Origin of the sequence: Citrobacter sp. MNAZ 1397 (genome assembly GCF_023613995.1) — a bacterium.
GTDB lineage: Bacteria > Pseudomonadota > Gammaproteobacteria > Enterobacterales > Enterobacteriaceae > Phytobacter > Phytobacter ursingii.
Window position 1 is genome coordinate 1960958 of sequence record NZ_JAKIVH010000001.1, and the last position, 26254, is coordinate 1987211.

Here is a 26254-nt window from a genome sequence, read left to right on the forward strand (position 1 = left end):
GGGCTATGGATCCCCCTTATTGGCAGATCAGGCTATGAATTTCGTTCGTACATTCAAGCTGAAAATTTTAATTTCTTATCCGGCTTTTATTATAAATATTCTTGAAAGATTTTTTTATTAAATTCCAATTTAATATCCTTATCATTATTAAACCCTAATGTTTTTTCACTGAATAATACATCACCATTTATATCATTTTTAGATATATTATTTCTCTTAATTGCTAGCAATATGAGCAAGAATGGATATGAATAATATTTAGGATCACCAATTATATCCCCCACCAAATCTTTATTCACATCCAATAAATTAAAAACAGCCGGAAGCTGAGCGTTTTTTAATTTATCCAGTAATAATTTACAGGTTTTTTCAATCCCATCTTCTGTCGATGGCAATAATGGACAACCATCTTTTTCACCCATTGTAGAAATACAGTAAATATATTCATCATTCGGTAAATTTGATTTGTATGGTGGATGAAATGTATCGAGTTCTGATTTTAAAGTCGGTGATTTAACTACAATTATAGTTCCATAAGCATGTAAATTATTAAGATAAACAAAATCAATATGAGCAGTAGATTTACCCTTTTTTATTGTGACCTTATTTTTCCCAAGCTTAACGCCTTCTTGTCCATCAAACATACTTTTCAGATAAAAATCAAATCGACTCTCAAATTCATATCTTAACTCTTTCAATGACATGGGTTACCTTTATTTTAATATCGGAGAAGCCAGAACGTTGCATCGACAATATTTCCCTTTCCATCTACAGGTATACCATTAGGCCCATTTGTAGAGACTTCAAATTGCCCTTTAGTGCCTTTTGATGGACTGATTCCACCACCACCTAAACCACCATTCGTATTCGCAGCCCCTTTATCGTATACACCCGCACCTTTCTGTCCCCTCGTCAACCTGCCTTTACCATTTTTTACTTCAAAGACATGATAATTTCCATTTGCATCTTTCGCCACAATATCAGCTCTAATCCTCTTGGCATTCACTTTCATTGTGACTTCTTCAGTAATTACAGTAAAAAAAATTTTTTCAAATCTGCTTTAGCTTTAATTATACCTCGTCTTCCGCTATATGCGGACTTCCATAATAACCCCCACTGATCCACCCAACTCAACGCATTCGGCGCATACGCATAACGGTTTATCTCCCCGCCAGCCCTATCGGGTCCTGCTGGATAAACCTGGCGCTATCCGGGGCGTAATAACAGAGTCCCCGTCGGTTATTCATTCAGACACAGCCAGCTTCTCAAACAAACTGGCCAAAAGCGGCAGGACTTGAGACCGGCTGGACCGTCATCATAGTAGTTTCTGAGAAATGTACTATCCCCCGGAGGATAACAGCAAAATACAAGAACTGCGCGAGAACTTTAGTGTTTTTGCTTGAGGGTTAAATAATAAGAAGCCGGGAAGATTCAAAATCCGTCCCAGCTTTTCGTGTTAATTTAATACATATTCTATAGACTTTATAATACTTCTATAGAATTGAATTGACTCTTCACCTACAGGTATACTATCAATTAAAAAGTTAGTTACTGTACCATGATGATCATAAACCTTATTTCTTATCGGATTTTTGAAATAATGTTCAGGATAGATATCCATACTATTTGGATCTATATTTTTTAATGTTGCAAAATATCCATTTTTCCAGCATGAAGCATCAGTAATAATTGGCGGAAATAACAATTTTCCTTTATTCAATATAATATCTTCACCGAGAGATGATGTGAAATTATCATATATATATATGACAATAGCATTTTTAAATGGGCCGACATCTATTTTCCCTAAAGCGACCATGCCATAACCAAACCGACCATCGCTCAATTGAAAATAAAAAATATCACCTGCCTCTGGCCATTTTTTTTGCTTTTTATTTCCTGACATTACAGTTAACTTGTCGGCCATTTTATAGTAACTCCGTTGGTATTAAGCCCATTTTCGCCCCACGAAACAGCATCAGAATATAACTTCCTCGTCGGACTAATACTATTGATGGAATTTCCAAAGTGTGAATTATTATGAATAATTGCCGGTTCTACACTCCGCGCATGCCCTCAATTCAGTGGTTCTTCGGTAATTCGAACTAATTTATCGAATCTTTCACCATGTTATCCAACACGAATATACACATCCTTACTTATACCCACATTCACGGGTTTACCATCTTTATACCCCATATAAACATAGGTATTATTCCCACCTTTTGCTTTCGCTTTATCTGAACAATGCCTATTTTATTATCTTATCAACAGGTTAAATACAAGAATATCATACAAAAATCACAGCGCTGTCTTAAAGTCGGTTATGTCAGCATCTGCCACACCAACCGTAAAACCAAAGTCCCCACCCATTATTCCCATAGCCCCGGCATCTACCTTAAAGGCAACTGGCTGGGTGAGGCGGGTTTTGACACCGGGCGCGGCGTGACGGTGCGGATTTTGGAGGGGTGCATCGTGCTGATTGCCAACTGCGACGAGGTACAGGAGCTGCGCGAGCAGCTTTATCAGGTGCGGCAGGTGGTGAAGGGGATTAAGGAGGCGGTTGTTTAGTGGGCTGAACGGCGGCAGGCAAATAAAAATGAGCCGGGAAGATTTAAAGTCTTCCACGGCTTTTTATATAAACCTAAAGAAATGACACACTAATTCTATCAGGTTTTATTAAGACATATTCATGATTGATATAACCATATTCTTGAGTATATAAATCATCCATAAAAGCTAACCCATTGACAATTATTTTATCGTCAATCTTAAACCCTCTAATTTCATATGAAAAACTATCTCCCTGTCTGATTATTGATAAATCGCTTTCGGATTGAGGTTCAATTATTTCAGAGTCTAAAAAGGAAAGCTCAATTTCAACAAGGTAAACATTTCCTTTAATTATTTCATATGGACAAGAGACAATAAAACAATAAATATTGATCTCACCGAAAGATAACAAAACCTCTTCATCTATGTCATCATTGGTTTCAATGACTTTAGCATAATATTTCATACCTACAATCCACCCTCATCTCTTGGAACTAGTTTGATAGTTGTATCTTTGGCGTCCCCGTTAAGCGTCTTCCAGATATCTTTGCCGCTTTTCGTGTGAATAGTTGTTATATTTCCACTAGAATTTGTTCCAACGAAGCCCACCTTTGTTGCCCCTTTCGATGTATTCCCCATATACATTACATAGCCAGTCCTTATTTCTCCTTTATAGAGATACTGGACTTTATGACCATTTTTTATAATATCATTACCGATCGCCAGATATTCAGCCTCAGATTTTGCTCTAAACTCACCGCCATGCTTTTTAAAATGCGAAGTTAACTTTTCATTATCAGCAAATTCTAAACATTTAAGACCTACTGGATCGATCCATGACAGCGGATTCGGCGCATACTGGTAAAGGTTTATCCCCCCCGCCAGCCCTATCGGGTCCTGCTGGGTAAACCTGGCGCTATCCGGGTCGTAATACCGGAACAGATTGTAGTGCAACCCGGTCTCACGATCCAGGTATTGCCCCTGCATACGCAGGTTCTGCGCATAGCCCGTCTCCTGCGGTATCGACTCGTGCAGCAGTTTCCCCCACGCGCTGTTCTGCCCTTCCCAGCGGATATGCCCTTCACGGTCTGTCATCCGTTCCGGCGTACCGTTCGGCTGACAGTGGAACCAGAAAATATCCGGATCCTCTGTGCCATCGATACGCGCCAGCGGTTCATAACTGTCCGCGTCGCTATAGACATAAGTCAGGGGCACATCGTCGTGAATTTCCTGCAACAGGCGAAAACCTTCCCACAGGAAACGTGTCGTCACCTGCTTTCCTACCGGCCTGCCACCACATCGGTTAACTGGTGCTCGCCGTCGTAACGATAGTGCCAGCGCGTCTGACCATTATTCTTCTACACGGTGCGGTCGTGAATGTCGTAACGCCAGCGAATGTCGCTCCGGTTCACCAAGCGTTTATTGGCATAACCTCCGACGCCGGGCACCAACGAAAGGTCACATGGAACTTTTGGTTAAGCGAAAGATCCGCACGATTAATACAGGCATCCATTCATGCTCTGCATGAGTTTTTTTCAATATTGAATACCGTAAAGTTCTTTATTAACCATGCCTTCCCCTTTGAACAGCAAGGCCTCTTCACCTGCTTCAACGTTGAAATGATGGCACCCCCTATTGCTGTCGAATATTAATATATTAAAGCGAGCAGGTTAAATCGAATAGATTAAATTAAACAACATCCCTTCATCTCTTTTAGGAATAATCCTGTATTCCTCACCAATCAATTTAAATATTTCATCCTCATCAACAAAAAAACCTCTATATATTATAGCCGAAATAATTTTTTGGAACACTTCAGAAGGAACGTTTCTTCTTAAAAATATAAGATCAGCCGGATTACCCCTAATGATGTAATATGAGTAGTTCATCAGTATGAAATTTGATATTAATAAATTTCCTGTAGACTGATATTTATCAAAGCACTGCCCCAGGGCTATATATATGGTTTTCTGAGATTTTTTATAAGTATATACAAAACCATTAGGGTCGCTAAGATAGCAATTTGTATCATTGAAATGTAGATAATTATCCCGACCATCCTCAACGAACAAGAAATTCAATACCGATATTTGATAATTCTTTATTGATTTAATATCGCCGTAGTTTTTCTCTTTTGCAACCAGTTCATAAAAGTGCTCTATCAAAGGCAATACTGGTACATTATCATTGCGAGTAGTATTTATACAGAACCCGTCACTGGTAACGCATAGTTTGTCATAAACATCATAATCCATTCCCACTTCAAAACATAAAAATCTCAAAAAGAAATTTTTTGCTTTTATTGCGTAATCTTCATTGTTATTTTTTAAAGAAACGAGTTGGTATATATAAAACAAGATAAAAATATCTTTATCTATACGCTGTCGGTTATCAATTTGAAACAGATAACCTAGTCGCGAGAGGAAAACTTCGAACGCATAGCTTTCATCTTCACTTAAACCTAATCCCTTCAACGCACGCAATGGCATTCCTTTGGGAAAACAAGTTTGCCAATGGCTCAATTCTGCGAGTTTTCCATTTTCTTTTTTTAAAAAAACAGGAAACAAATTTGGCTCGTCCTGTACATAAACATACTCGCCAAAGCTTTTCATCTCGGCTCTCGAATTGATAAAATGTTCAATCTTATGCAAATACATTTCAAAATTCATTAAATAATCCTCTTACCGCATTTCTTCCAATTTCCTTTAGCATCTTTGCTTTCAGTCTGGAATGAAGTAATTTTATAATTAAACTTGGCAAGAATATTTTCACCAATACCCTTTGCTCCAGGTTCATTTCTCTTTGAGAGAACGCCGTCTTTTAATTCTGTTTCTTTATAATCAACTTTAGATATATCACCATGCTGATGAAGGAGTTCTACTCCAGAGTCATTAACCGTTATAACTGCTCGATATTTTTCATTTCCGGGGTTAAATCCAGGTCGACTATCATGGTTAACCCATATGGCTTTATCACCACGATTATTAGGAACTAATCCACCTTTACCACCGCGTTCCGAGGCTGATGCAATAGCTTCGTCCTTACTCATATAACGTATAACCTCTTCTTGCTTTAATCCGAGGGGGTCTCTTCTAGAGAGCCCATTTACGCCATACTGATAAAGATTTATCGCCCCGCCAGCCCTATCGGATCCTGCTGGGTAAACCTTCGCTATCCGGGTCGTAATAACGGAACAAATTGTAGTGCAACCCGGTCTCCCTATCCGGATATTGTCCCTGGTAACGCAGGTTCTGCTCCACCGGGGTGTGCTCTGTTTCGGCGTACACTTCCCTGACCTTGTTCCCCCATACCTGATAGTGCGTCTCCCACACCACGTGTCCGGTAAGTGGCTGAGAGATGCGTGGTTTGATACCGGGACGGGCGTTACTGTGAAGATCTCGGAGGGATGTTTGATTATGATTGCAGAATCCAACGAGGGGCAGGAACTGCGAAAGGAATTTTACTATTTTAAACAGGTAGTTAAGGGGGTGAAGAGCGGGATATCAGGCGTACTGTGTGAAGTCTAAAAATAAAACCGGGATGAGTTAAATCTTCCCGGTTTTAATAAATTAAAGTATATATGCAATCATTTTTTTATTAAGACTTTCCGAATCTAAATTCATAATATTCGACAATTTAATCATCATATTTAAAATGTCATTATTTATTTTTTTATCTTCTTCAATTATAATATCGATCACAGTATCTAATGCCAAACCATATTCATTATATTTAATAAACTCAATAACCTCATCAAGTTCTGTTTGCGTGAAACATGTTTTCAACATATCTATTAACTCAAATAACTTAGCTTCTATTTCTTTATATTTTATATCCATTAGCGAGGATTCCTGGGAACGTTTGTTGGGAAACCGGATACAATATCACCATTTTTTTCTTGAACTACTCTAATATCAATACCGTCTCGTGTTCCATTTGTAACCGTTCTTCCTCCACGTCCTGTCGTAGATGTCAGTGAAGGATCTGTAGCTATATCTGAAATTTCGTGCATTATTTTGTCATCAGACCATCCTGTTGGAAATTCACTTTTACCGGGATGCCCTGTGCCAGGGCGATGACCACCACCAGTCGCATCACCATCTAAAATATGTCTACGGCGTTGAGGGCTGGCAAGATCTACATAATTATCTGAACCATTATTTCCAGACGTTTTGCACAACCCAAGCGGATCTATATATTTTAGAGGATTCGGCGCATACGCGTAGAGATTTATCCCCCCCGCCAGCCCTATCGGGTCCTGCCGGGTAAACCTGGCGCTATCCGGGTCGTAATACCGGAACAAATTGTAGTGCAACCCGGTCTCCCGATCCAGGTATTGCCCCTGCATACGCAGGTTCTGCGCATAGCCCGTCTCCTGCGGTATCGACTCGTGCAGCAGTTTCCCCCACGCGCTGTTCTGCCCTTCCCTGCGGATATGCCCTTCACGGTCTGTCATCCGTTCCGGCGTACCGTTCGGCTGACAGTGGAACCAGTAAATATCCGGATCCCCTGTGCCATCGATACGCGCCAGCGGTTCATAACTTTCCGCGTTGCTATAGACATAAGTCAGGGGCACATCGTCGTGAATTTCCTGCAACAGGCGAAAACCTTCCCACAGGAAACGTGTCGTCACCTACTTTCCTACCGGCCTGCCCCCCAGCGTCTGCTGACGTGTTTTGCTGATACGCCGGCCGAGCGGGTCATAGCGGAAACTGACCTGCGTTTGTGGTTTGTTGCGGTCCCGCGGCTGGCTGATCACCTCAGTCAGACGGTGCTCGCCGTCGTAGCGGTAGTGCCAGCGTGTCTGTCCGTTATCTTTCTCCACGGTGCGGCCGTGGATGTCATAATCCCAGCGGCAGGGCCAGCGACGCGGTGATTGGCGCTGGGCATTGCCGGTAAAGACGTCCCGGCGATGCAGTTCATCAAGTCGGTCGTATTCGCGGCGGGTGGTCAGCAGCCCTGTGTGCGGAGGGAAAGATTACACCGTCAAAGGCAGCTATGTGATTAACTAGTTGTTTAACGTTTGATTTATTTTGCACGAAAATTCAATGCCATAGCGTGGATTTTTAGATTCCAATTTTAACTTAGTTTTTATTAATTTTAGAAAATACCTTCTTTGAGAGGATTGTCTTTAACTCCTCCCCATGGATCGTCTAACAAAAACCTGGCAATAATGGTTTCTTTTGCTGGGACAAGAGTAAAATTGTAGTAAATTTCTCGTCCTTCACACACCTCATAAAATAGCGAATAAAATTTATGTTTCACATCTATATTTAAATCGAATTTCTCAGTAGCGGAAGCGATCTGCAACTTATGTTTATTCGTAATAAAAAATGGTACAACAATACAGCGTTGAGCATTTTTATCCAATGCGAAAACATTCTCTACTTTGATATTTACGTTTGCTCCAAACGCGTCCTCTGGTAATGGATCGAATATAACATAATCCTTGTAAAGTACAGCACCTTGCGAAACATTTCCTTTCCCCCACTGACTTAGTTTCTCATCATAGTATCGGGAACGCAATAATATTTGACTATGAGAAATCAGCAGATCAACTATTTGTAGTTTTTTATCACTCATTACATTATCTCGACTTTTATTCTCGTTCTACCTGGTAGTTCTGATAAAAGTATTACTAATAATTGAACCTGCACCACAGTTATTGACCTTCGATATCCGTCATCCGTTCCGTCGAGTTGGCATCGGAACCAGAAAACCTCCGGGGCATCAATACTCGCCAGCGGATCGTAGCTGGGTAGCAGTAATCCCTGCGGCGAGACCAGCGGCGCGGTGACGGCACCTGGCATTACAGGGAAAAACGTCCCGGCGATGCCGTCGCCCAAGGAGGTCTTACTCGCTGCGGGGATCAGCCGCCACTGTGGGCTTTTCTCAGGTTAAAGTTGTTCGTCGCGAGTATATTGACAGCTTATTGAAGACAAGGGTAAGCAAGGCGCGATATAAGCAAGATGCGTGCAGAAGGAAAAAAAGAATAGTGTTAAAAATAGCTACGTGGTGAACTAATTAATTATTTAACATTTTTTTGGATGAAAAAATCCACGCCAGGGCGTGGATTTTCATTCAGAGATAAACACCCTCTTCTAATGAGTTTTCAGTAAACGTTGCTTTTGTAAAGGAAATTAGCACATCTGAACCATGCTTTTTATATTTAACCTCGTAACTACCTGGTTCTAAAGTAATAAACTCGCCTGAAATAGCATCTGAATCATCTGGCTCCAGATCTCCGCCAGTGACATCTTCTCCCGCCCCTATGAAAACCTTTCCAGCAGGTACGTTTAAAAATAATGATCCGGTATATTCACCAATATCATTTTTAATATCAACTTTATAGTTACCATCATCTCCAAGATTGAGAAATAACACATTCCCTTTATTTATTTCTTCAACTTCATCTTCTGGAAGACTCCACCAATCTGCATCATCATTAATCCTATGCTTTAATGATATCAAATCATAAATTACTAATGTGGCAGTATCCGTCTGTATATTAATAGATTTATTCATTTTACCCCCTATTGAAATATTATCTCACTGATGGCATCTCCGGGCTGAAGCCCCGCCTTTCTGCCTGCATTTTTCAAAGAACTACCGACACTTTTATTAATAGTTTCATTCAGCATTTGTAATCTTTGTGTAGGCGAACCTCCAACAATTAAATCAACAGGATGATCAGCGTTTAACTTACTTAGATCAGGTGCTGAGCCAAACATTTTTTCAAAGCGTGCAGAAACAGCCTGCCTGTAAGAACTTTGCAAAGATGAAATCCTAACCTCATGGGTGCCAGGAGACCAAACTAACTCTCCTCTTTGAGCCGCTCGGTTTAAGGCATTCATTTTTTTCATAAACTGTCTTTCGAGGAATTTTCTCTCAGTTGATGACAGCTTTGTGCTGCTTAAAATCTTCGGTTTATTGACAGTTAAGCGGGTACCTCCAGAACACCTACTCAACCCCCAAGGATCCACCCAACCCAACGCATTCGGCGCATACTGATAAAGATTAATCCCCCCCGCCAGCCCTATCGGGTCCTGCTGGGTAAACCTGGCGCTATCCGGGTCGTAATACCGGAACAAATTGTAGTGCAACCCGGTCTCACGATCCAGGTATTGCCCCTGCATACGCAGGTTCTGCGCATAGCCCGTCTCCTGCGGTATCGACTCGTGCAGCAGTTTCCCCCACGCGCTGTTCTGCCCTTCCCAGCGGATATGCCCTTCACGGTCTGTCATCCGTTCCGGCGTACCGTTCGGCTGACAGTGGAACCAGTAAATATCCGGATCCCCTGTGCCATCGATACGCGCCAGCGGTTCATAAGTGTCCGCGTCGCTATAGACATAAGTCAGGGGCACGTCGTCGTGAATTTCCTGCATCAGGCGAAAACCTTCCCACAGGAAACGTGTCGTCACCTGCTTTCCGACCGGCCTGCCCCCCAGCGTCTGCTGGCGTGTTTTGCTGATACGCCGGCCGAGTGGGTCATAGCGGAAACTGACCTGCGTTTGTGGTTTGTTCCTGTCCCTCGGGACTGCCACCACATCGGTTAACCGGTGCTCGCCGTCGTAACGATAGAGCCAGCGCGTCTGACCGTTGTCTTTTTCAGTGGTCCGCCCATGAATGTCATAGCTCCACTGAATGCCATTTAAGCGGGTGAGACGGTTATGACGAACAGACTGCTGCAGGCTGTTATCCAGCGGGTTACCCGCCGCATCCCAGCGCCATTGCTCTTTTCCGGGGAGCGTGCCGTCCTGTTCCAGCAGACGCCCGGCGCTGTCATATTTCCAGTTACACCCGTTGAACGGATCATCATCACGCTCTTCGCGCACCGGATTGTTGCGGTAGTCGTAATCCCAGCGACGTGACCAGCGTGCGGGCGCCGGGCGCTGTGCATTGCCGGTGAACACATCCCGGCGATGGATGCGTCCGAGACGATCGTATTCATTGCGGCTTGTCAGCAAGCCCTGCGTACGGCCAACTTCCCGGTGTAACTCATCGCGGGTAAAGTCGCTTATCGGCAGATTATCGAGCGCCAGGCTCAGCAGATGCCCGCTGCCGTAATAGAAATATTTCAGATGACGCCCGTCGGGCAGCTCCACCGACGTACGGTTGCTCAGCGCATCATAAGTCCAGCCCAGCCTGCCGTTTTCACCCTCTTCACTGATAACACGCCCTAACGCGTCATAGGTAAAAATCAGCTCCGTAAAGTTTTACCAATGGAATAGAAATCTTCAAAAGGCCCACATGAAGAAATACAGCGATTATTTTATGGCAGCTTCTTCAGCTGAGTAAAAGACGCATGGAAGCAATAATCTTGTACAGGGGAGAAAAGCATATCAATGATAATATGTGAATGGGGAGGACGGCGCTGCGCTGAAAAATATTTTGTGAAAGCACCAGGCAGAGATTATAGACTTAGGGTTAAACGCATAATGCCTCGCACCGGAAATGGTAGCCTTGGCTGTATTGTTTTATTCGCGATGGTCGATCACGACACCACTTAGACACTTAGGATTAATTTCAGCAAAACTGAACGACACGTCCTGATCGTCATTTAGCATAGCGGTATAGCTGGTGACTTCATAAACCGAATGCCCGCGCGGTGTATCGGTAATCTTTAGCGGTGAATAATGCTGACGGACCTGTGCAAGAGTAATGCACTGTCCCTTGAGTGAAAAGCTGATAAAGGCGGATTGCTCTTTCGAAATTCGCCTCAGACGCACGTCGATATCGTCAATTTGGCTACCATCATCCAATACAATCGCATCCGACTGATAAAAATTAACGTACTCATTTTGATTATTCAGGTTTAATGACAACGGAAACTGCGAAACGGTATCAACGGTCAGATGCCGGGTTGCCGCCTTAATGTAAACAATAAAATCCCAGAGATTGTTTGTTGGTGTTTTCGCCACAGCAGGGGCAGTTATCAGTAACGCAACCGCACCATAGATGCTGCTTTTTTGCTTCCGGAGGTGTTTTACCATGTGTTTGGTCATTCCCTGTTCAAAAATATGGCGGATTCGCATTCAAAATATTACGTAAAAGAATATCAGGCTAACAAATAGAGGCAATCAATGCTATTGAATCCTCATACTTAGCCACCGTATCTTTCCCTGAGATAAAAACATGAGGTTTTACTTCATTCCAGATGTGACGATGTGAAGTCTCTCTGATTTTATTGGCTAATGCTGAAAGATTACCCCCCTCTCCATATTGGATAAGTGTCTCTTTCGATATAGTAAAAGAACGGAATACATCCATTTGCGAATGCAAATTGTATTCAGAAAAAACAACAGTTATCACCAATGCGGAGCCTTGGGAATATATGTCGTAATCCCATGGTTCCCTTAACAGTAAAAAGACATCAGTCATGGCATTATCCTGGGTTGCTCTCTGACATACAAGAAACTGACATCCTGCTCAACTCACCTGGCATATTTTATTTTTGAGCATTTATTTCTTTTCACATAATCATGTTTTTCCTGATGTGGAAAAAATGGCTTTTAATCCATAAGCAATTTGCGAAGAGATACGGTTAGCGTTAGATAAATGTTTTGACGGTTCAGGTTCGGTCTTCTCAAACTCTTTTGGTTCTAATGTTACCGAAATCATTGTATGTAATACATTTTTATTTTTTCGGCTTCAGAAAAAATATCTTTAATATAATCAAGCACGGAGTAATGCTCTTTATTCATTTGCTGGCTCCGAACATCACTTTTTCGTTCTGGAGCACTGATAAGCTCAATCATCTGTCTGCCGGGGCTGTCTTGCTCCGCCCTCCATCGAGGCTATCAACGTGCAAGGATGCTCAGAAATATAAAATTATTGCTAGCGCAGCTTGTTAGCTGCGCTATATCGTCATCGTCGTATCAGGTTATCTGCAAAAAGGTTTCCCCGTTAACGAACTATTCTGGATAGTCATCCGGTGCGCGATCAAACAATTGAGCTGCTAGTGTGGCAATTCTGTCATGCTGTACCAGCTTATCTTTCCATTCCTGGGGAATACCTGACCAGCCATATAAAGCGCCGGCAAGTTGCCCGGTCGTCGCCGCCACGCTGTCGGCATCATCGGCCAGGTTCGCAGCCAGCAAGATGGCATCACGGAAATTATCGGTGTTCCACACCGCCCACATGGCCGCCTCCAGGGTATCGATGACATAACCACTGGAGCGAATTTGATCGCGGCTTTTTTCTTTATATTCACCAGCGTTTATAATTGCTACACGCGAAAGTAGCGGGTAAATATGCGGCGCAAAAGCAGTTTCTTTATCGTAACCACTAATCAAATAGTGGAGCATAAGGGCCATAAACTGGCTGGCGTCTAACGCATCACGTGCATAATGTGTCGCATGGCATTGCGCTTTAGAATCAAAATAAATCGCCCGATGAGACTTTCGTCTGAATATTGAGACAGGTGCAATACGAATAATGGGTGCATTCCCAGCAGAATTATTAACTGGTTTTGTGTCCCATTTCAGACCATGCAGCGAATATTGTTCCAACGCATAACGCGTAGCATTACCAATATCAAAACAGCGGCCATTGCTGCTATTTTCACCAAATCTATACCATCGAAGCATTAACTGGCAAAATAGATCAGCATCTAAACGATTAGCCTGCAGATAGGTCTGTGCCAGGCATAATGCCATGGACGTATCATCAGTCCATTCACCAGGACTCAGACGAAACGGTCCTCCACCGACCATATCGTGAACATGGTTTACGTCACGAGGCTGAAACTCAAGCGTTGTACCCACTGCATCGCCTACAGCGAGTCCGACCAAAGCACCTATTGCTTTATCACGGGACATATCCTCGCTAACATTAAGCTCAAGTGTACGATCCCAATATCTATATTTTGGTTCAAGACTATCCAGCTCTTCCTGTGTCAGTCCACGCGTAGAATAAGGAAGATATTCCATATAACGGGTGACATAATTATTAATCGCTGAATCATCGGCATGTAAATCGATCATTGAACTTCCTTAAGCTTGATATGGATAAACCCATGACTTTCAACCCTGTCGATAACTTCGAATTTGGTGTTAGGTTTAAACAGAACTTCGTTCTCTAAATTAATATCTTTAAACTCAGACACAAAGTCAATTTGTTTGCCAGAATACCCCTCCACCTGCATTTGAATTTTTCCTTTAAAGGGTTTTACCATATCTGTGCTGAAATAACCCGGATCGGAGACAATATTTCCCGGCACATGCTGATCAAGGACCTCAGGTGGCAAACTCCTTACGCCACGTACGAACGTACCGGATGTTGGTGGAAGCACATCCATCGCCTCAGAGAGATGCTGCGAATAAGCCTCCAGCCCTGGCGTCATAGGCTCCGTTCCACGTAACGCAGGGTTAAGCATGGTATAGCCTTCGTTAGTTGTATAGCCATAGAGCGCGCCAACCTGATCATCCGTGAGTTTAGATGACAGATAAGGATCGCGTAATTCGGCATATTCTCTGCCATTCTTAATCCATGCCTCTCCCCAACCGGGCATCGCTTCTTCGAGTGGCATTGCCGGTTTTACCGGGTTTATTGCTGACACAGCAGCATCCGGAGCCACTGGCTCTGCGCTGAGTCGCGCAGCACGCACGGCATCAAATTTCGCGCCGCCTTTCATGCCGATACCGCCACCTATCAAGCTGCCGAACAGCATGCTCCATTTTTGCCCGTCACTGCCCTCACCAAACAACCATCCCCCCGCCCAGTTCCCTCCAGTCCCCCCCAATAAGGCGCCTGCAGTACTGAGCACAGCAATGGCTGGCGTTGCGATCACAGCGAGAGCCGCGGTACCAACCCCCAGCATGACCCAGTTCACCCAGCCCGGAACCTCAGGACTTATCTCGTCTGTTTGTACTTTCGCGCCACCAAAAAAAACGTTGGGCGATCCGGCAAAAATCTCGGCACTACAAGTGAGTTTGTCTCCCAGACGTGCAGCAGGATAATTATTGATATAGATCTTAATGGAACCTTCAGCGACCCGCTTTGGCGAACCGCTATGCTCATCGCATTTGCCCAAAGACAGATGCGCGCGAATCGCCTTACGGCTATTCACATATACATTTGGCGATCCTTCAGTGAGCATTCCAGTGACATGCCGGGGTGCCCAGGACATACTTCCCAGCACCTCTCCCAATCCGCCTGCGGCGCAGGCACCTACAGCAGCCGACGCCACAACCAGCGCCAGCCCGCCGGTAGCTACCGTCGCAGCCCCCAGTATGGCACCACCGATAAGCCCAACAATCATCCAGGATTTTGATGCAGTGTGGGCAATAGGATCATCGACCCTTGCAGCCTGTAGCGCAGTCATTACGACGATGTCCGTTGCCGTGTAAGAAACGCCAGTATCTGCTCAGGGGAAGCGAGTCCCTGCGGCCCGTTAACCGTGCGACAGATGCTGAGTTGTTGTTCCAGATGATGTCCAGGAATTGTGGCAACAGACCATAAGGCGTAGCGTATCGGCTGCGTGTCGGGGACAGGTGCAATACGCAGCGGCGAACCGTCCTGGGCGTAGAGCAAATAGAGGCCTTCACGGGCACGCTGCAAAGGTAGGCTTCGATATAACGCTTGCACACCGGAAAAAACGTCCAGATTACAACTTTCCGTATCTAGCGCGAAAAAGAGATCCGGATTATCCGGGCGGATCATTTCCCCCAGCGTCGCCTCATGTTGATTATGGTGAAAGCGGATACTCGCAATAATATCCTGATATTGTTTCTGATAAAGCTCATTAAATTCACCAGGGCAGGTGCCAATGTAACAAACAACTTTTTTCCCACCCGAAGGTTCATCCAGAATAATAATTGTCTGGCGCTGGAAAATTAACACGTTGCCATTTTTAAATCGGTAAAAAAGCTCAACGGCTGGCTCGCCATCTATTAACTTCTGCTGCGTCGATTCCATGTGAAATTCTGGCACTGTGACTTCCAGCTCGCGGGCAATACGCGCCGCAACAGCCTGTACGGTCTCCCCGTTTTTCGCCCCTGCACGAGATACAACAAAGGTAAATTCACTGGCACCTGTATCATTGAGGGTAAAAAGATTCATCGTACGGTCTTTGAATACATCAGGTAAAGCGAGTGTCGCCTCCTGGAGAATATAATCAGCCATCGTGCACCCTTTATTTATTTGCCTTTACGGTAAAAAAGCTATCTATTTCTTGCTGTATGATAGTTTGTTGATTCGTTCCAACCGCCAGGGTTCCAGCACTGCCATCGGCGGGATTCAGGTGAAGATCGCCACTAAGAGTATTTATTTGTGCACTCTCTGCCGCCGTAAAATTAAAATTATTGCCGATTATGCTGACCGTCCCGTCCTTGAGCAGTTCAATTGCGCTTTGTCCGCACTCAATACGCAACATTTCGCCAGCTGCAAGCGTAAAATTGTTCACAACCTTATCGTCGCGGTTATTACCCGTCAGACTCGTGAGGCTTCCCTTAACGCCTGTATTCTGATCTTGCACTACCCGCAAGGTTTCATTCTCACCAACGAACTGAGTGTGATTCTTCTCAATAGTATGCGTTTCGTCATTCTTAACGTTGGTGTCCATATTCCGTTCGGCCTGGATCCACACCTGCTCCTCCCCCGCCTTATCTTCAAAACGCAGGGCGTTGGCGGTATCAGAAGAACCGTCTTTCGAACGGCTGAGGAACCCCATTTGCGTGGCGGCAGCGGGGAGCGCCCACGGCGGCATGCTGGCTTCGTTATAGACGCGTCCGGTGATGATCGGCCTGTCCGGGTCACCGTTAATAAAATCGACCACCACTTCGTCGCCCACGCGTGGCACCTGTACGCCGCCGAAACCTTGTCCCGCCCAGGCGCTGGAGACACGCACCCAGCAGGAGCTGGTATCGTCCCCCTTCGCCAGTCTGTCCCAGTGAAACTTCACCTTCACCCGGCCATAGCGATCGGTCCAGATGCTTTCCCCCTGCGGGCCGACGACTCTTGCGGTCTGTGGCCCATAGGTACGCGGCCAGGCTGATTTTTGCGCCGGACGGTATGTAACTGTGGAGGGGATTACTGTGAAATCAATGCGGTGCATCGTTTGCGAGCCACTACCGCTGGCGTAATTGTTCTCTTCCAGCCAGTAGTTGGCCTCGGTGGTCAGGTATTCCGCGTTATCGCTGAAAAAGGGGGCGTTATAGAGAGTAAATGTGTTACCCGGCGCGATGCCGAGTGCCGTAGCGCTACCATGAATCTGTTGATGCTCCACCTGCCAGCGCTCCTGGCGGATACGGGCATAGAAATCCGCATGATCGTGTTCGACAAAGCGCCCCGGCCAGTCGTACACATCAATACTGCCCGGTTGTGGTGAGACCGGATTCTGGCGGGCCTGAAACAGCCAGGCATTCGGCTTGCGGAAATCATAATCATCGAGGCTGTAGATCCCCGGCGTCACGCTGTCCGTCAGCGCCCACTGGCTGATCCCCTCTTCATCCGTACTGCCACCGGACGGTGTCACGTGATAAGGAATGGTTTCGTAACCGGCAAACGGCTGATGCTGGGTTGCCGCATCGGTCAGTACCAGAACATGCCGTTCTGCCTCGTGGCGGAAGAAGTAACTGATCCCCTCCAGTTCCATCAGGCGGCTGATAAAATCGAAACTGCTCTCCTGATACTGTACGCAGTAGTCCCAGACGCGATAGCTGCCGGTCAGCTTATCTTCAACGTTAACCTGGTTTTCAGAAAGCAGGGTTTTGACGATTTGCGGTACCGTCTGCCCCTGGAAGATGCGCAGGTTACGGTCGCGCTGCATCGGCCACAAGTCGGATTCAACATTAAGCTGGTAGACTGCATAGCGGGTGCCGGACAGTTCCACGGCGCTTACCGCAACGCGGGTCACTTTGCCGTTGAAGTAGCGCGGCGATGTTATGTCCTGCGTCGGGACCGTCACGGTGACGGCCTTTCCTAACAACTGGCTGCGATCCATGCGCGCATCGGTGCCCAGCACGGTAAGGCCAAGTGCATAAGGTTCTGACAGCGCTTCACGCCCTGACAGTTTCCAGAACAGCAGCCCTTCGACCGGAAGCTGCACGGTAATACGGTTGAGCATAAGGTTCATTCCGTTAAAAGTAGCAACGCGCTGAAATCGTCAGCGCAAATGCCATTCGATAGAGAAAATCCACCCGCTACAAATGCGGTGTTTTTACTAAAATTTGATGTCTGGTGAGGTAAAGTGTATCTGCCAGTCATACCGACACTGATTCCGGCGATGTTTCGTCATCCGGCGCCTGGTCAAACAACGCCGCGGCCAAAGAGGCAATGCGGTCATGCTGCACCAGCTTCTCTTTCCATTCCTGCGGAATCCCCGACCAGCCATATAACGCGCCGGCAAGCTGCCCGGCCGTCGCCGCCACGCTGTCGGCATCATCGGCAAGGTTCGCCGCCAGCAAGATGGCATCACGGAAATTATCGGTGTTCCATACCGCCCACATGGCCGCTTCCAGGGTATCGATGACATAACCGCTGGAGCGAATTTGATCGCGGCTTTTTTCTTTATATTCACCGGCGTTTATAATTGCTACACGTGAAAGTAGCGGGTAAATATGCGGTGCAAAAGCAGTTTCTTTATCGTAACCACTAATCAGATAGTGGAGCATAAGGGCCATAAACTGGCTGGCGTCTAACGCATCACGTGCATAATGTGTCGCATGGCATTGCGCTTTAGAATCAAAATAAATCGTTCGATGAGATTTTCGTCTGAATATTGAGACAGGTGCAATACGAATAATGGGTGCATTCCCAGCAGAATTATTAGCTGGTTTTGTGTCCCATTTCAGACCATGCAGCGAATATTGTTCCAACGCATAACGCGTAGCATTACCAATATCAAAACAGCGGCCATTGCTGCTATTTTCACCAAATCTATACCATCGGAGCATTAACTGGCAAAATAGATCAGCATCAAAACGATTAGCCTGCTGATAGGTCTGTGCCAGACAGAGTGCCATGGAAGTATCATCGGTCCATTCACCAGGACGCAGGCGAAACGGCCCACCGCCAACCATATCCTGAACGTGCTGAACGTCTCGGGGCTGAAACTCAAGCGTTGTACCCACTGCGTCGCCTACAGCGAGTCCGACCAAAGCACCTATTGCTTTATCACGGGATATATCCTCGCTAACATTAAGCTCAAGTGTACGATCCCAATATCTATATTTTGGTTCGAGACTATCCAGCTCTTCCTGTGTCAGTCCACGCGTAGAATAAGGAAGATATTCCATATAACGGGTGACATAATTATTAATGGCTGAATCATCAGCGTGCAAGTCGATCATTAAGTTCCTTTAGCCTGATTTGGATAAGTCCATGACTTGAGATTCAGGATCTTCCTGATGAGAAAAAAATACTTTTAACCCAGCCGTGATTTAGGATACTTACTGCTGCATCGCAGGTAACGGTTTACCGCTGCCGTCTTTTACGAAGACCAGGCTTTTATCATCTTGCCCGAGCTTGCCCTGATAAACATTCCCTGATTGATAAGCCGCAACGGCGATTAACCACGCCGTTTCATTATGTTTTTCGACCAGCCAGCTTTTATTAAACTGTGGTTGTTCCACCCGTAATGACATTTCAATGACCGGGTTGTTATTAATAAACAACCCGCTTTGCTTCATGGATAAAATGGTGATATTGACATCGCTGCCGTTGGCGAGAATGTCCTGCTCTTTGCGCTGAGAATTACGCACGACTCTTTTTGCCAGCCCGAAACCAATCACTATCAGCACCAGTGTGGCAACCACATTCACAATATCAAACGTCGAGATATTCACGCCTGAATGTACTCCTGTCCTGTTATTACGGCGCCAGCATCAGCACTTTGAACTGGCTCGGCACGATACGCATTCCAATCGCATTGGTGGAATTTTGCAGACTCACGCTGGTCAATCGCGTGGCGGGGGTACCTTTTAACAGCACGGTAAATGCTCCGGTTAAATGCCGGGATGGCCCCATCACTGTACCGGAGGCCACGCCTGTCGCCACGCCGGGGTTATCGCCGTTGGTCAGTGGCGTGATGGTCGCCATATTGTGGGCAGGCATCCCCATAAACAGGATATTCATCGCATTAGGGATTGCCGTCGGCCCCAGCGCAATATCCGGATAGGGAATGGGCGTGGGGGCAGGCATTGGCGTTAGGCAGACATCCGGAAAGGCCAAATCGACCCCAAAAAGCTGGCAGTTTGCAAACATGGCAGTTCCTTACCCCATATGAATCTGTTCAGAATCGACTTTGGTGATCGCTTTGGACGTGATCACCGTGTTGTGGGCATGCAGGCGCGCATAGTCCTCCGCTTTCATGTCCAGTTGCCCGGCGCGGACCTGCTCGGTCTGTCTGGTCGTACGAAACAGGCTATGGCTGATTTGGGTGACGGTCTGCCAGACAGATTCTGCCCGCTTGCCGACAACGCGCGACAGGCTGACCCAGGCCGAGAGTTTCTCGCCGCTGTATTTCATCTCGTCGATATGGCAGTCTCCCTGCCCGGCAGTGACGCGAAGCGCATCGCTACTCAGGCTTAGCTCCCCTTCGCTATGAATATGCAGATCGCCCGGCACGCTGAGCTCCGCCACTTGCGGGTTAGCTCGTTCCAGTACCGCCAGCAGCCAGATTTGGCGCTCTACGCTGGCAATCAGTACCGTATCGCCCGTCTGCGGTGCGATAACGCAACTCGCTGCCCGGCGACAATGCCAGCCGCGCCCTTCGCTTTCTACCGTCAGGCTGCCGTCAGCAAAACAATGGGTCACCACCGCCGATGCCTGTGCAGGCGGCAGTATGGGTTGTGTCAGTAAATGATTCACTTTACTCATTTGGTCTCCTCAACGGCGGCTCTGGCGCTGCAGGCTCCAGGCCTCAGCAGCCAATAATTCTTCGTCATATTCGAGAATGCCCTGACGCCCGGTGAACCGGGCATTCTCCTGATTCGCCCGGTGCATCCGGGTGCGGGAAAAGGTCGCGCCGCGCAGGTCCGCCAGACGCAGGTCGGCACCGGTAAAATCGCTGTAGGTCAGGTCGCAAAGCGTAAAACACGCCCCGGCGGCATTCACCTGCTGCAGAATGCTTTGAAACAGGCGACTCTGGCTGAAATCGGCCTGTTCGAGCGTGGCACCCACGAAAATAGCCTGATCGAAAACGCTGCCACGACACTGCGCGCCACGCAGATTCGCTTCCATAAACAGTGCCTGGGTCGCATTCACCTGGTTAAGTTGCGCAGTCTGTAACGACGCCCCTTTAAAATTGCACTGGGTAAGTTGTGCGCCGCTAAAATCCGCGCCGTCTAACTGGTTTTCGGTAAACTGGCAGCCGGTAAAGCCGTGCCGGGCGTAATTTTTCCCGCGCTGATCGCAGTTGAAAAAGACCACCCGTTCAAACTGACTGCCCTCAAGCACCGTCGTACGCAGATCAATGCCATAAAAGGTGGTCAGCAAAAAACGGCACCCGGCAAAGCGGGCATGCGTCAACGGTGATTCAAAAAAGACGCTGCGTTCAGGTATTGCCCTGTCAAAGTGGCTGTCTTCCAGCGCGCAGTGCATAAATTGCACGGTCTGCAGCGAGCAGCCCGTAAAATGGCTACCCGTCAACGTGCAGTGGTTGAAGATGCATCCATCAAGTGGCGTTTCCTCCACCCGCAGGTTTGCCATTTCGCACTGATTAAACACCGTCTGTGTTAGCCGGGCTCCCCGCAGATTTACCCCGTTTAACGCACATTCGGTGAACGCCGTTTCCTGCAAATTGGCCCCTTGCAGGTTTACACCCTCCAGCGAGACCTCCTGAAAAATACCGCCGGAGAGATCGCAGCCCTGCAAATCCAGCCCGTCGAGGGAGATTTCGCTGACCGGCTCGCCGCCTTTCACCCGCTGTTGCAATTGTGCTGCGGTGAGCATCGTCATATCACTTCTCCATCGCGCTTCGGCAGCGTTTTGATGCGTTTCGTCCATGCCCCGTCAAGGCGGGTGGTATCACTGATAAACGCCTGCGAGAGATCGGCGCGAAAAAGATTCGCCCCGCTAAAATTGGCCCCGCCAAGCTGACTTTTTTGCAACAGCGCCCCCATCAGGTTGGCATCGGTGAAATCGGTCTCGCGAAAATCGGTGCGCACAAACAGGCTTCCCATCAGGTTTGCCTGACCAAAGTGGCTGGCGCGGCAATCCGCTTCGCTGAGATCGCAATTCTCCAGCTTCGCCAGGGTGAATTGCGCGCCGGCGAGCGGCGTCTGACGCAGGTTGCACTGGATGAGCGAAGCCTGGCGAAAGTCGGCGCCCGCTAAAGTACTTTCGGCCGCTATCGCGGTAGCGATTAAAGTGGCCCCGGCAAAACTCGCCTGTTCCGCCTGAGTCTGGACAAAAGAGCAGCTATCCAGCCGCGCGTCGCTAAACACTGCGGCCACCAGCACCGATTGCATAAACGCGCATTTATGCAGCCGCGCACCGTGAAAATCAGGTTCTGCCAGGGTAAGTTCCAGGAAGATGCAGCCGTCCAGCGAGGCGTGGTGGAAACGGCAGCGGCTCAGCCCGGTTTCGCGCAGCAGCAGTCCATCCAGGCTGGCGTTATCAAAGATGCACGCCTCGAATAAGGCATTTTGTGTCTGCGTCTCTTTAAAGCGTGCACCGCTAAAATCGCTCTCCTGACACTGAGCAAGTGCCAGGCTCGCCCCGGTAAAATCACATCGTTGCAATGAGGTGCGCTCAAATTGCGTACGGGCAAGCATCGCCCCGGCAAAACAGGCGTCATCCAGCTTACTGTTGCGAAAATCAGCACATTCCAGCAGCGCCTTTGTGAAATTCGCGCCGCTGAGGTCCATACCGGAAAAGTCCGCGCCAGTGAGATCCATACCGCTAAAATCCCCCCCTTGCGCAAGGGTACGCCCGGCACGCTGGCGGATGATCTGCGCAAGGTCGCCCGTCAGGCGCACGGCGGGAGGCTGTTGGGAAACCGCCGCAAGATACATCTGATGCAGCGCCTCGCTCGCCTGCTGGCGCTTTTTCTCACTCATCAGGTCGCTGTTGCGGTGAAGCATTTCCTGCATCCGATGCAGTGATTCCGGCCCGCGCGGCATTTGGTCATCCCTGTGCGGATACTTCGCTTCCATTTCGCGTTTGCGCTGCTCTGCGTCGGCCTGTATCTGCTGCGCCTGACGCTCCATCTTTTCCATAAACTCAGGCAATTCATCGAGCGCAGGCATGTCAGGCTCTTCGATGTTGTCGAGCAGATCGCCAATGTCGCGCCCGTTTGCTTCCAGCCTTTCCCGGTACTGTTCGCGCAGCAGCTTTTCGCGATTCTTTATGTTGTCGCGCATCGGGCTCGGCGTCTGCTGCACCTCGCTGTCAAGCCACGGGCCGATAAGCGATTCCGGCAGAAGATCCTTTTCGCGAAACGCGAACAACGCCCCTTTTTCTTTATCCAGCCGCTGGCTGAGGACTTTGCGATAGTGGTTAACGGAACGGGTGGCGCCGTGTTTTTCGAGCGCAGGCATCAGGTGCAACACATCCGCTGCGTCGTCTTCATTTATACGGATATGCCCCTGCCAGATAAGCACCATCTGCTCCAGATGCGGGAAAAACCAGACGGTGGTTGCACGCAGGGATATCTCTTCAAACAGGGTCTCTTCCTGGCGCAACCGGCTGATAAAGCAGCGCGCATGCCAGGGCGGCAAGGTGCCTTCCTGCACAGGTTTTTGCGGGTGCATATTCCAGATGCGCCACGACGCCTGTTCAGGCAGGGTATCCCGGTCCCACCACTGGTCGGGACTGGCGGCATTAAACACCGTCCAGTCGATGTCGCGGGCAAAGCCGGGAAAATCGTTCTGCAACCAACCGGCGTCATAGTTTTTGCCCATGCGGCGAAAGCGGCGCGGCCAGGTAAGATCAAGCGGCCCAAAGCTCGCAGGCTCCGGCTTTTGTTTTGGCGAGGTCATGCGCCCGTGGAGGGGTTCAATGTTCGGCAAGCGGTGGACGCTGTGTCCCTGATGATTTTCCGCACCAAATCCCATGCCATGCGGGTTTTCTTCACAGCCCGCGCCCCCCCAGGCGCGTGTCCAGTCCAGACGCATATCGGCAAAAGGCTGCGGCGAGGTCATTTTGCTACCTGACCAAAAACGGTCGCCAAACACCACCAGTGATTTACTGAGATTGTCGATATCCACCCGCGCCATCACCGCCGTTTTTTCCTGCTGGTGGTGAGTATAGGCATACCCGGTGGCAAGGAATTCTGCACGGGTTTTCGGCATCGCCATATCAATGACGCCGCCGCTGGTTTGTAGTTCACTGGCGGCAAGCTGCCAGAGTTCCATCTCCGGACGCAGTGTCGGGGTCTCACCCATATCGGTCAGCGCCATCACCGACACGCCAAGATGATTCTTACCCTGCCAACGAAAGGGGCGATGGAGTACGCTCAGGCGCAAGGGTTTAATAATCTTCATCCGTAATACCTTATTCGCCTAATATGAGTGGCCGATCGTACAACGCAATTCTTTTCGGATCGTTGGGATCGTATTTAATGGTGGTGCCATTACCAACTTTAAAACGTTCTCTTTCTTCAAAGTTTAGCGATGTATAAAAGCTTGCCTGCACATCCAGTCCTTCACGGGTTTTGAAGTTTACCGTCATCAAATAAACAGGATTTTCTGCATCCCACATCCCCGTTTGCCTGGCAACAATAATGTCCGCATTGGCACCAATACCGGTTTTAAGCACTGATGCTTGCTTAAAGGAGTCTTTAATATAAACAATAAGGTTATCGCGCAAGCTAAGGTAGATAAGATAAAAGACGGCTGAAAATATCCCAATAGGCAGCAGATACCAGTAAGTGTCAAAAAATTCCATTTATTTGGACCTTTCGTGTATACGCAGAGTGATTTCCAGAATAAAAGAAAGCATAAAAGCTTAGTTAAACACGCTCATTACTGCCATCCGTGGAGGGTTATCATCACTGTGCTTTACCGTCAGGGTTAAGCCTTTTTTCAGTCTATGAATATCATTGGATTTGACAGCGACATGGGCACGGTGTTTTTTCCTCTTGTTACCGAGATCTGCAAAGAAGTGGCATTCATAAAGAGAATACTCGCCACGCGTCGTACCTGTTCGTAACCAGGACTCCAGAGGAACATGCATAATTTTCCCGGCCCATTCTTCGCGTGATACCCAGTCGCGGAGTAACCGCATTTGTATCCCATACTGCCTGAATGACACAACGGCAAACCACAGTCCCGCAAGGGTGATAATCATTCCAGAGATAAAGAAAGGGTCACTCATAACATTGATAAGAATGTTCACAGGAATCTTGTTTTAATGGCCAACCAATTTACCATTTTATTGATGCACAATCGCATGCAGCCAGATGTTTTCTTTATTTCCATCTTAAGGGCCAGACTGCACGCCAGGAATCTTTTCAGTACCTTTGCAACCAATAATTTTATTAAAATCATCGCCGCCGACGTTTTAAAGATGCATTCTCTATTTCCACAATAACTTGAGACGGATTATCTTTATTGTATGTAACATCAAAAAACTTCCCTATTTGATATTGTCTTAAATCAGAAGTATAAATAACCGCACTTCCTGTTCCAAGGATATCAATACCCTCATCAGTGGTAAATTTGTAATGTAGTTTAATATTTGTATAGTCTGAAATTTTTCCAGTATAGGCTTCAACATTCAAGATTTCAGCCTGTGCAAGCACGCCATTTTTACGGATATTGGATTTTAATTTTGCATTCCTGATATCTCTGATAAGCAAAGACACAATAACACAGGAAAATAAAACCGGGATGGTGAACATAATGATGTCATTAACAATTCTCATATTTATCATCAATGCTCGGCTTGCATGCTCAGTACTGCTATTTTCTTTGGCGGAACACCCTGATATTTAATCATAATGGGCATCCCTTTTTTAAGCTGGGGGATTTCAGATACTTTTAGCGCGGCAGCCGCTTTATATTGTTTCACCCTACCCTCCAGATTTGCATCAAAGGTAACGATAAAGAAATGATTAAAGTTATGCATTGTGGAAGTCTGTTTCCATTCCCGCAATGTCGCCGTCGTCACCTCACCTTGCCATTTGTCTCTCGATAACCAGTACTTAATTTCCATAACATCAGTTTTTTGTCCCTTTAATCCTCTCAGGCAAACAAAGATAAAAACCAGCATCACGCTCAGTGCTATTAAATTTGAATGTTCTGATAAAACAGTCATCATCTGGACTCGATAAGCATTGGCTATTTATGCTAATTTGATTTATTCATTGAATATATTACCTTATCGATTTGTGGGTAAGCCGCTTAGCTAACCATGGCTTTTCCCACAATGATAATCAGCGACGTTTCAGAAGAGGATTTGGAATATCCACAATCACTTTTTCAGGTTCTTTTCTCGAATATCTCAAAGCAATGGTTTCACCGGGCTGATATTTATTGATACTCATTACATCAATTACCGCATCAGCTTTACCACTGATTTTTTTACCCGTCTCAATCTCATAGTCAAAACTTACCGTGATGTTAATAAACCCTGAGTTCCCGCCAGAACGACTGGAGACATCCGTGATAAGCCCCGTAGTATTGACGCCATCCGCCGCTATCCCCTCTTTGATTTTCTTATTTTTGGCATCCCTGATGAGCAAAGACACAATAACATAGGCAAAGAAAGCCAGGACAGCGAACACGATAATATTGGTAAAAAATCTCATACATCC

28 protein-coding genes and 5 pseudogenes are annotated in these 26254 nt (G+C 46.9%); 1 reads left to right on the forward strand and 32 read right to left on the reverse strand.

Annotated features, from left to right (window positions below; all coding sequences use genetic code 11):
* Nucleotides 1-89 precede the first annotated feature (89 nt).
* The 4 genes and pseudogenes from L2097_RS09070 to L2097_RS09080 form a co-directional block, all read right to left on the reverse strand.
* Complete coding sequence (locus tag L2097_RS09070; RefSeq protein ID WP_047370790.1) at nt 90-704, reverse strand: hypothetical protein; 615 nt, start codon at nt 702-704, stop codon at nt 90-92.
* Nucleotides 705-718: 14 nt separating this feature from the next.
* The gene (locus L2097_RS09075; protein WP_250352664.1) at nt 719-1012 is read right to left on the reverse strand and encodes a hypothetical protein; all 294 of its coding nucleotides are present in this window, start codon (nt 1010-1012) and stop codon (nt 719-721) included.
* 95 nt (nt 1013-1107) lie between these two features.
* Nucleotides 1108-1223: pseudogene (locus tag L2097_RS25895) on the reverse strand (RHS repeat-associated core domain-containing protein); the annotation flags it as partial.
* A gap of 233 nt (nt 1224-1456) precedes the next feature.
* Nucleotides 1457-1927 (reverse strand): Imm26 family immunity protein, encoded by a 471-nt coding sequence (locus tag L2097_RS09080; protein ID WP_250352665.1) that lies wholly within the window; start codon nt 1925-1927, stop codon nt 1457-1459.
* A gap of 320 nt (nt 1928-2247) precedes the next feature.
* Between L2097_RS09080 and L2097_RS09085 the strand changes: the two genes are divergently transcribed.
* Nucleotides 2248-2571 (forward strand): SymE family type I addiction module toxin, encoded by a 324-nt coding sequence (locus L2097_RS09085; RefSeq protein ID WP_250352666.1) that lies wholly within the window; start codon nt 2248-2250, stop codon nt 2569-2571.
* 73 nt (nt 2572-2644) lie between these two features.
* Here L2097_RS09085 and L2097_RS09090 read toward each other — a convergent pair whose 3' ends face one another.
* From L2097_RS09090 to L2097_RS09225, 28 genes and pseudogenes are all read right to left on the reverse strand, one after another.
* Nucleotides 2645-3019 carry a UCP019853 family protein gene (locus tag L2097_RS09090; RefSeq protein ID WP_047370793.1) on the reverse strand — a complete coding sequence of 125 codons (375 nt, stop codon included), beginning with the start codon at nt 3017-3019 and terminating at the stop codon, nt 2645-2647.
* A gap of 2 nt (nt 3020-3021) precedes the next feature.
* Nucleotides 3022-3977 (reverse strand): annotated as a pseudogene (locus tag L2097_RS09095) (RHS repeat-associated core domain-containing protein); the annotation flags it as partial.
* A 246-nt stretch (nt 3978-4223) separates the two neighbouring features.
* Nucleotides 4224-5222, reverse strand: coding sequence for a hypothetical protein (locus L2097_RS09100; protein ID WP_047370796.1), 999 nt, complete (start codon nt 5220-5222; stop codon nt 4224-4226).
* Entirely contained in the window at nt 5222-5602 is a 381-nt protein-coding gene (locus L2097_RS09105) for a hypothetical protein (RefSeq protein WP_047370797.1), read from the reverse strand. Before L2097_RS09105 ends, L2097_RS09100 begins: the two co-directional genes overlap by 1 nt.
* 24 nt (nt 5603-5626) lie before the next feature.
* Nucleotides 5627-5816 (reverse strand): annotated as a pseudogene (locus tag L2097_RS09110) (RHS repeat-associated core domain-containing protein); the annotation flags it as partial.
* Nucleotides 5817-6122: 306 nt separating this feature from the next.
* Nucleotides 6123-6392, reverse strand: a complete 270-nt coding sequence (locus L2097_RS09115; RefSeq protein ID WP_047370798.1) for a MafI family immunity protein — start codon at nt 6390-6392, stop codon at nt 6123-6125.
* Nucleotides 6392-7513: pseudogene (locus L2097_RS09120) on the reverse strand (RHS repeat-associated core domain-containing protein); the annotation flags it as partial. The gene L2097_RS09115 and the pseudogene L2097_RS09120, both read right to left, overlap by 1 nt.
* Nucleotides 7514-7653: 140 nt before the next feature.
* On the reverse strand, nt 7654-8136 hold the full coding sequence (gene comJ, locus L2097_RS09125; RefSeq protein WP_047370801.1) for a competence protein ComJ: 483 nt from the start codon (nt 8134-8136) through the stop codon (nt 7654-7656).
* A 498-nt stretch (nt 8137-8634) separates the two neighbouring features.
* Complete coding sequence (locus L2097_RS09130; RefSeq protein ID WP_047370802.1) at nt 8635-9078, reverse strand: DUF6386 family protein; 444 nt, start codon at nt 9076-9078, stop codon at nt 8635-8637.
* 8 nt (nt 9079-9086) lie between these two features.
* Nucleotides 9087-10760 (reverse strand): annotated as a pseudogene (locus L2097_RS09135) (RHS repeat-associated core domain-containing protein); the annotation flags it as partial.
* A 270-nt stretch (nt 10761-11030) separates the two neighbouring features.
* Complete coding sequence (locus tag L2097_RS09140; RefSeq protein ID WP_047373314.1) at nt 11031-11546, reverse strand: hypothetical protein; 516 nt, start codon at nt 11544-11546, stop codon at nt 11031-11033.
* Nucleotides 11547-11616: 70 nt separating this feature from the next.
* Nucleotides 11617-11934, reverse strand: a complete 318-nt coding sequence (locus L2097_RS09145; protein WP_047370803.1) for a hypothetical protein — start codon at nt 11932-11934, stop codon at nt 11617-11619.
* Nucleotides 11935-12170: 236 nt separating this feature from the next.
* The gene (locus L2097_RS09150) at nt 12171-12311 is read right to left on the reverse strand and encodes a hypothetical protein (protein WP_167337885.1); all 141 of its coding nucleotides are present in this window, start codon (nt 12309-12311) and stop codon (nt 12171-12173) included.
* Between the two features lie 156 nt (nt 12312-12467).
* Nucleotides 12468-13538: an ADP-ribosylarginine hydrolase Tri1 gene (gene tri1 / locus L2097_RS09155; RefSeq protein ID WP_047370804.1), complete on the reverse strand. Its 1071-nt coding sequence runs from the start codon at nt 13536-13538 to the stop codon at nt 12468-12470.
* The gene (locus L2097_RS09160; RefSeq protein WP_250352667.1) at nt 13535-14878 is read right to left on the reverse strand and encodes a PAAR domain-containing protein; all 1344 of its coding nucleotides are present in this window, start codon (nt 14876-14878) and stop codon (nt 13535-13537) included. The genes tri1 (L2097_RS09155) and L2097_RS09160 overlap by 4 nt, the downstream gene beginning before the upstream one ends.
* Nucleotides 14878-15678, reverse strand: a complete 801-nt coding sequence (locus tag L2097_RS09165; protein WP_250352668.1) for a DcrB-related protein — start codon at nt 15676-15678, stop codon at nt 14878-14880. The genes L2097_RS09160 and L2097_RS09165 overlap by 1 nt, the downstream gene beginning before the upstream one ends.
* Before the next feature lie 10 nt (nt 15679-15688).
* On the reverse strand, nt 15689-17620 hold the full coding sequence (locus L2097_RS09170) for a type VI secretion system Vgr family protein (RefSeq protein WP_250352669.1): 1932 nt from the start codon (nt 17618-17620) through the stop codon (nt 15689-15691).
* A gap of 136 nt (nt 17621-17756) precedes the next feature.
* Nucleotides 17757-18845, reverse strand: coding sequence for an ADP-ribosylarginine hydrolase Tri1 (tri1, locus tag L2097_RS09175; protein WP_250352670.1), 1089 nt, complete (start codon nt 18843-18845; stop codon nt 17757-17759).
* A gap of 99 nt (nt 18846-18944) precedes the next feature.
* Entirely contained in the window at nt 18945-19340 is a 396-nt protein-coding gene (locus L2097_RS09180) for a hypothetical protein (protein WP_242430068.1), read from the reverse strand.
* Between the two features lie 25 nt (nt 19341-19365).
* Nucleotides 19366-19758, reverse strand: a complete 393-nt coding sequence (locus L2097_RS09185) for a DUF4150 domain-containing protein (protein ID WP_039079463.1) — start codon at nt 19756-19758, stop codon at nt 19366-19368.
* A gap of 9 nt (nt 19759-19767) precedes the next feature.
* Entirely contained in the window at nt 19768-20373 is a 606-nt protein-coding gene (locus tag L2097_RS09190) for a DUF3540 domain-containing protein (protein ID WP_250352671.1), read from the reverse strand.
* 9 nt (nt 20374-20382) lie between these two features.
* The gene (locus L2097_RS09195; RefSeq protein WP_250352672.1) at nt 20383-21453 is read right to left on the reverse strand and encodes a pentapeptide repeat-containing protein; all 1071 of its coding nucleotides are present in this window, start codon (nt 21451-21453) and stop codon (nt 20383-20385) included.
* Nucleotides 21450-23981, reverse strand: a complete 2532-nt coding sequence (locus L2097_RS09200; protein ID WP_250352673.1) for a DUF2169 family type VI secretion system accessory protein — start codon at nt 23979-23981, stop codon at nt 21450-21452. The genes L2097_RS09195 and L2097_RS09200 overlap by 4 nt, the downstream gene beginning before the upstream one ends.
* A gap of 10 nt (nt 23982-23991) precedes the next feature.
* Complete coding sequence (locus tag L2097_RS09205; RefSeq protein WP_229222137.1) at nt 23992-24384, reverse strand: DUF3592 domain-containing protein; 393 nt, start codon at nt 24382-24384, stop codon at nt 23992-23994.
* A 60-nt stretch (nt 24385-24444) separates the two neighbouring features.
* On the reverse strand, nt 24445-24834 hold the full coding sequence (locus tag L2097_RS09210; RefSeq protein ID WP_250352674.1) for a hypothetical protein: 390 nt from the start codon (nt 24832-24834) through the stop codon (nt 24445-24447).
* Nucleotides 24835-24982: 148 nt separating this feature from the next.
* Complete coding sequence (locus L2097_RS09215; protein WP_250352675.1) at nt 24983-25339, reverse strand: DUF3592 domain-containing protein; 357 nt, start codon at nt 25337-25339, stop codon at nt 24983-24985.
* 32 nt (nt 25340-25371) lie between these two features.
* The gene (locus L2097_RS09220) at nt 25372-25758 is read right to left on the reverse strand and encodes a hypothetical protein (RefSeq protein ID WP_250352676.1); all 387 of its coding nucleotides are present in this window, start codon (nt 25756-25758) and stop codon (nt 25372-25374) included.
* 115 nt (nt 25759-25873) lie between these two features.
* The gene (locus tag L2097_RS09225) at nt 25874-26248 is read right to left on the reverse strand and encodes a DUF3592 domain-containing protein (protein ID WP_250352677.1); all 375 of its coding nucleotides are present in this window, start codon (nt 26246-26248) and stop codon (nt 25874-25876) included.
* Nucleotides 26249-26254: the final 6 nt, after the last annotated feature.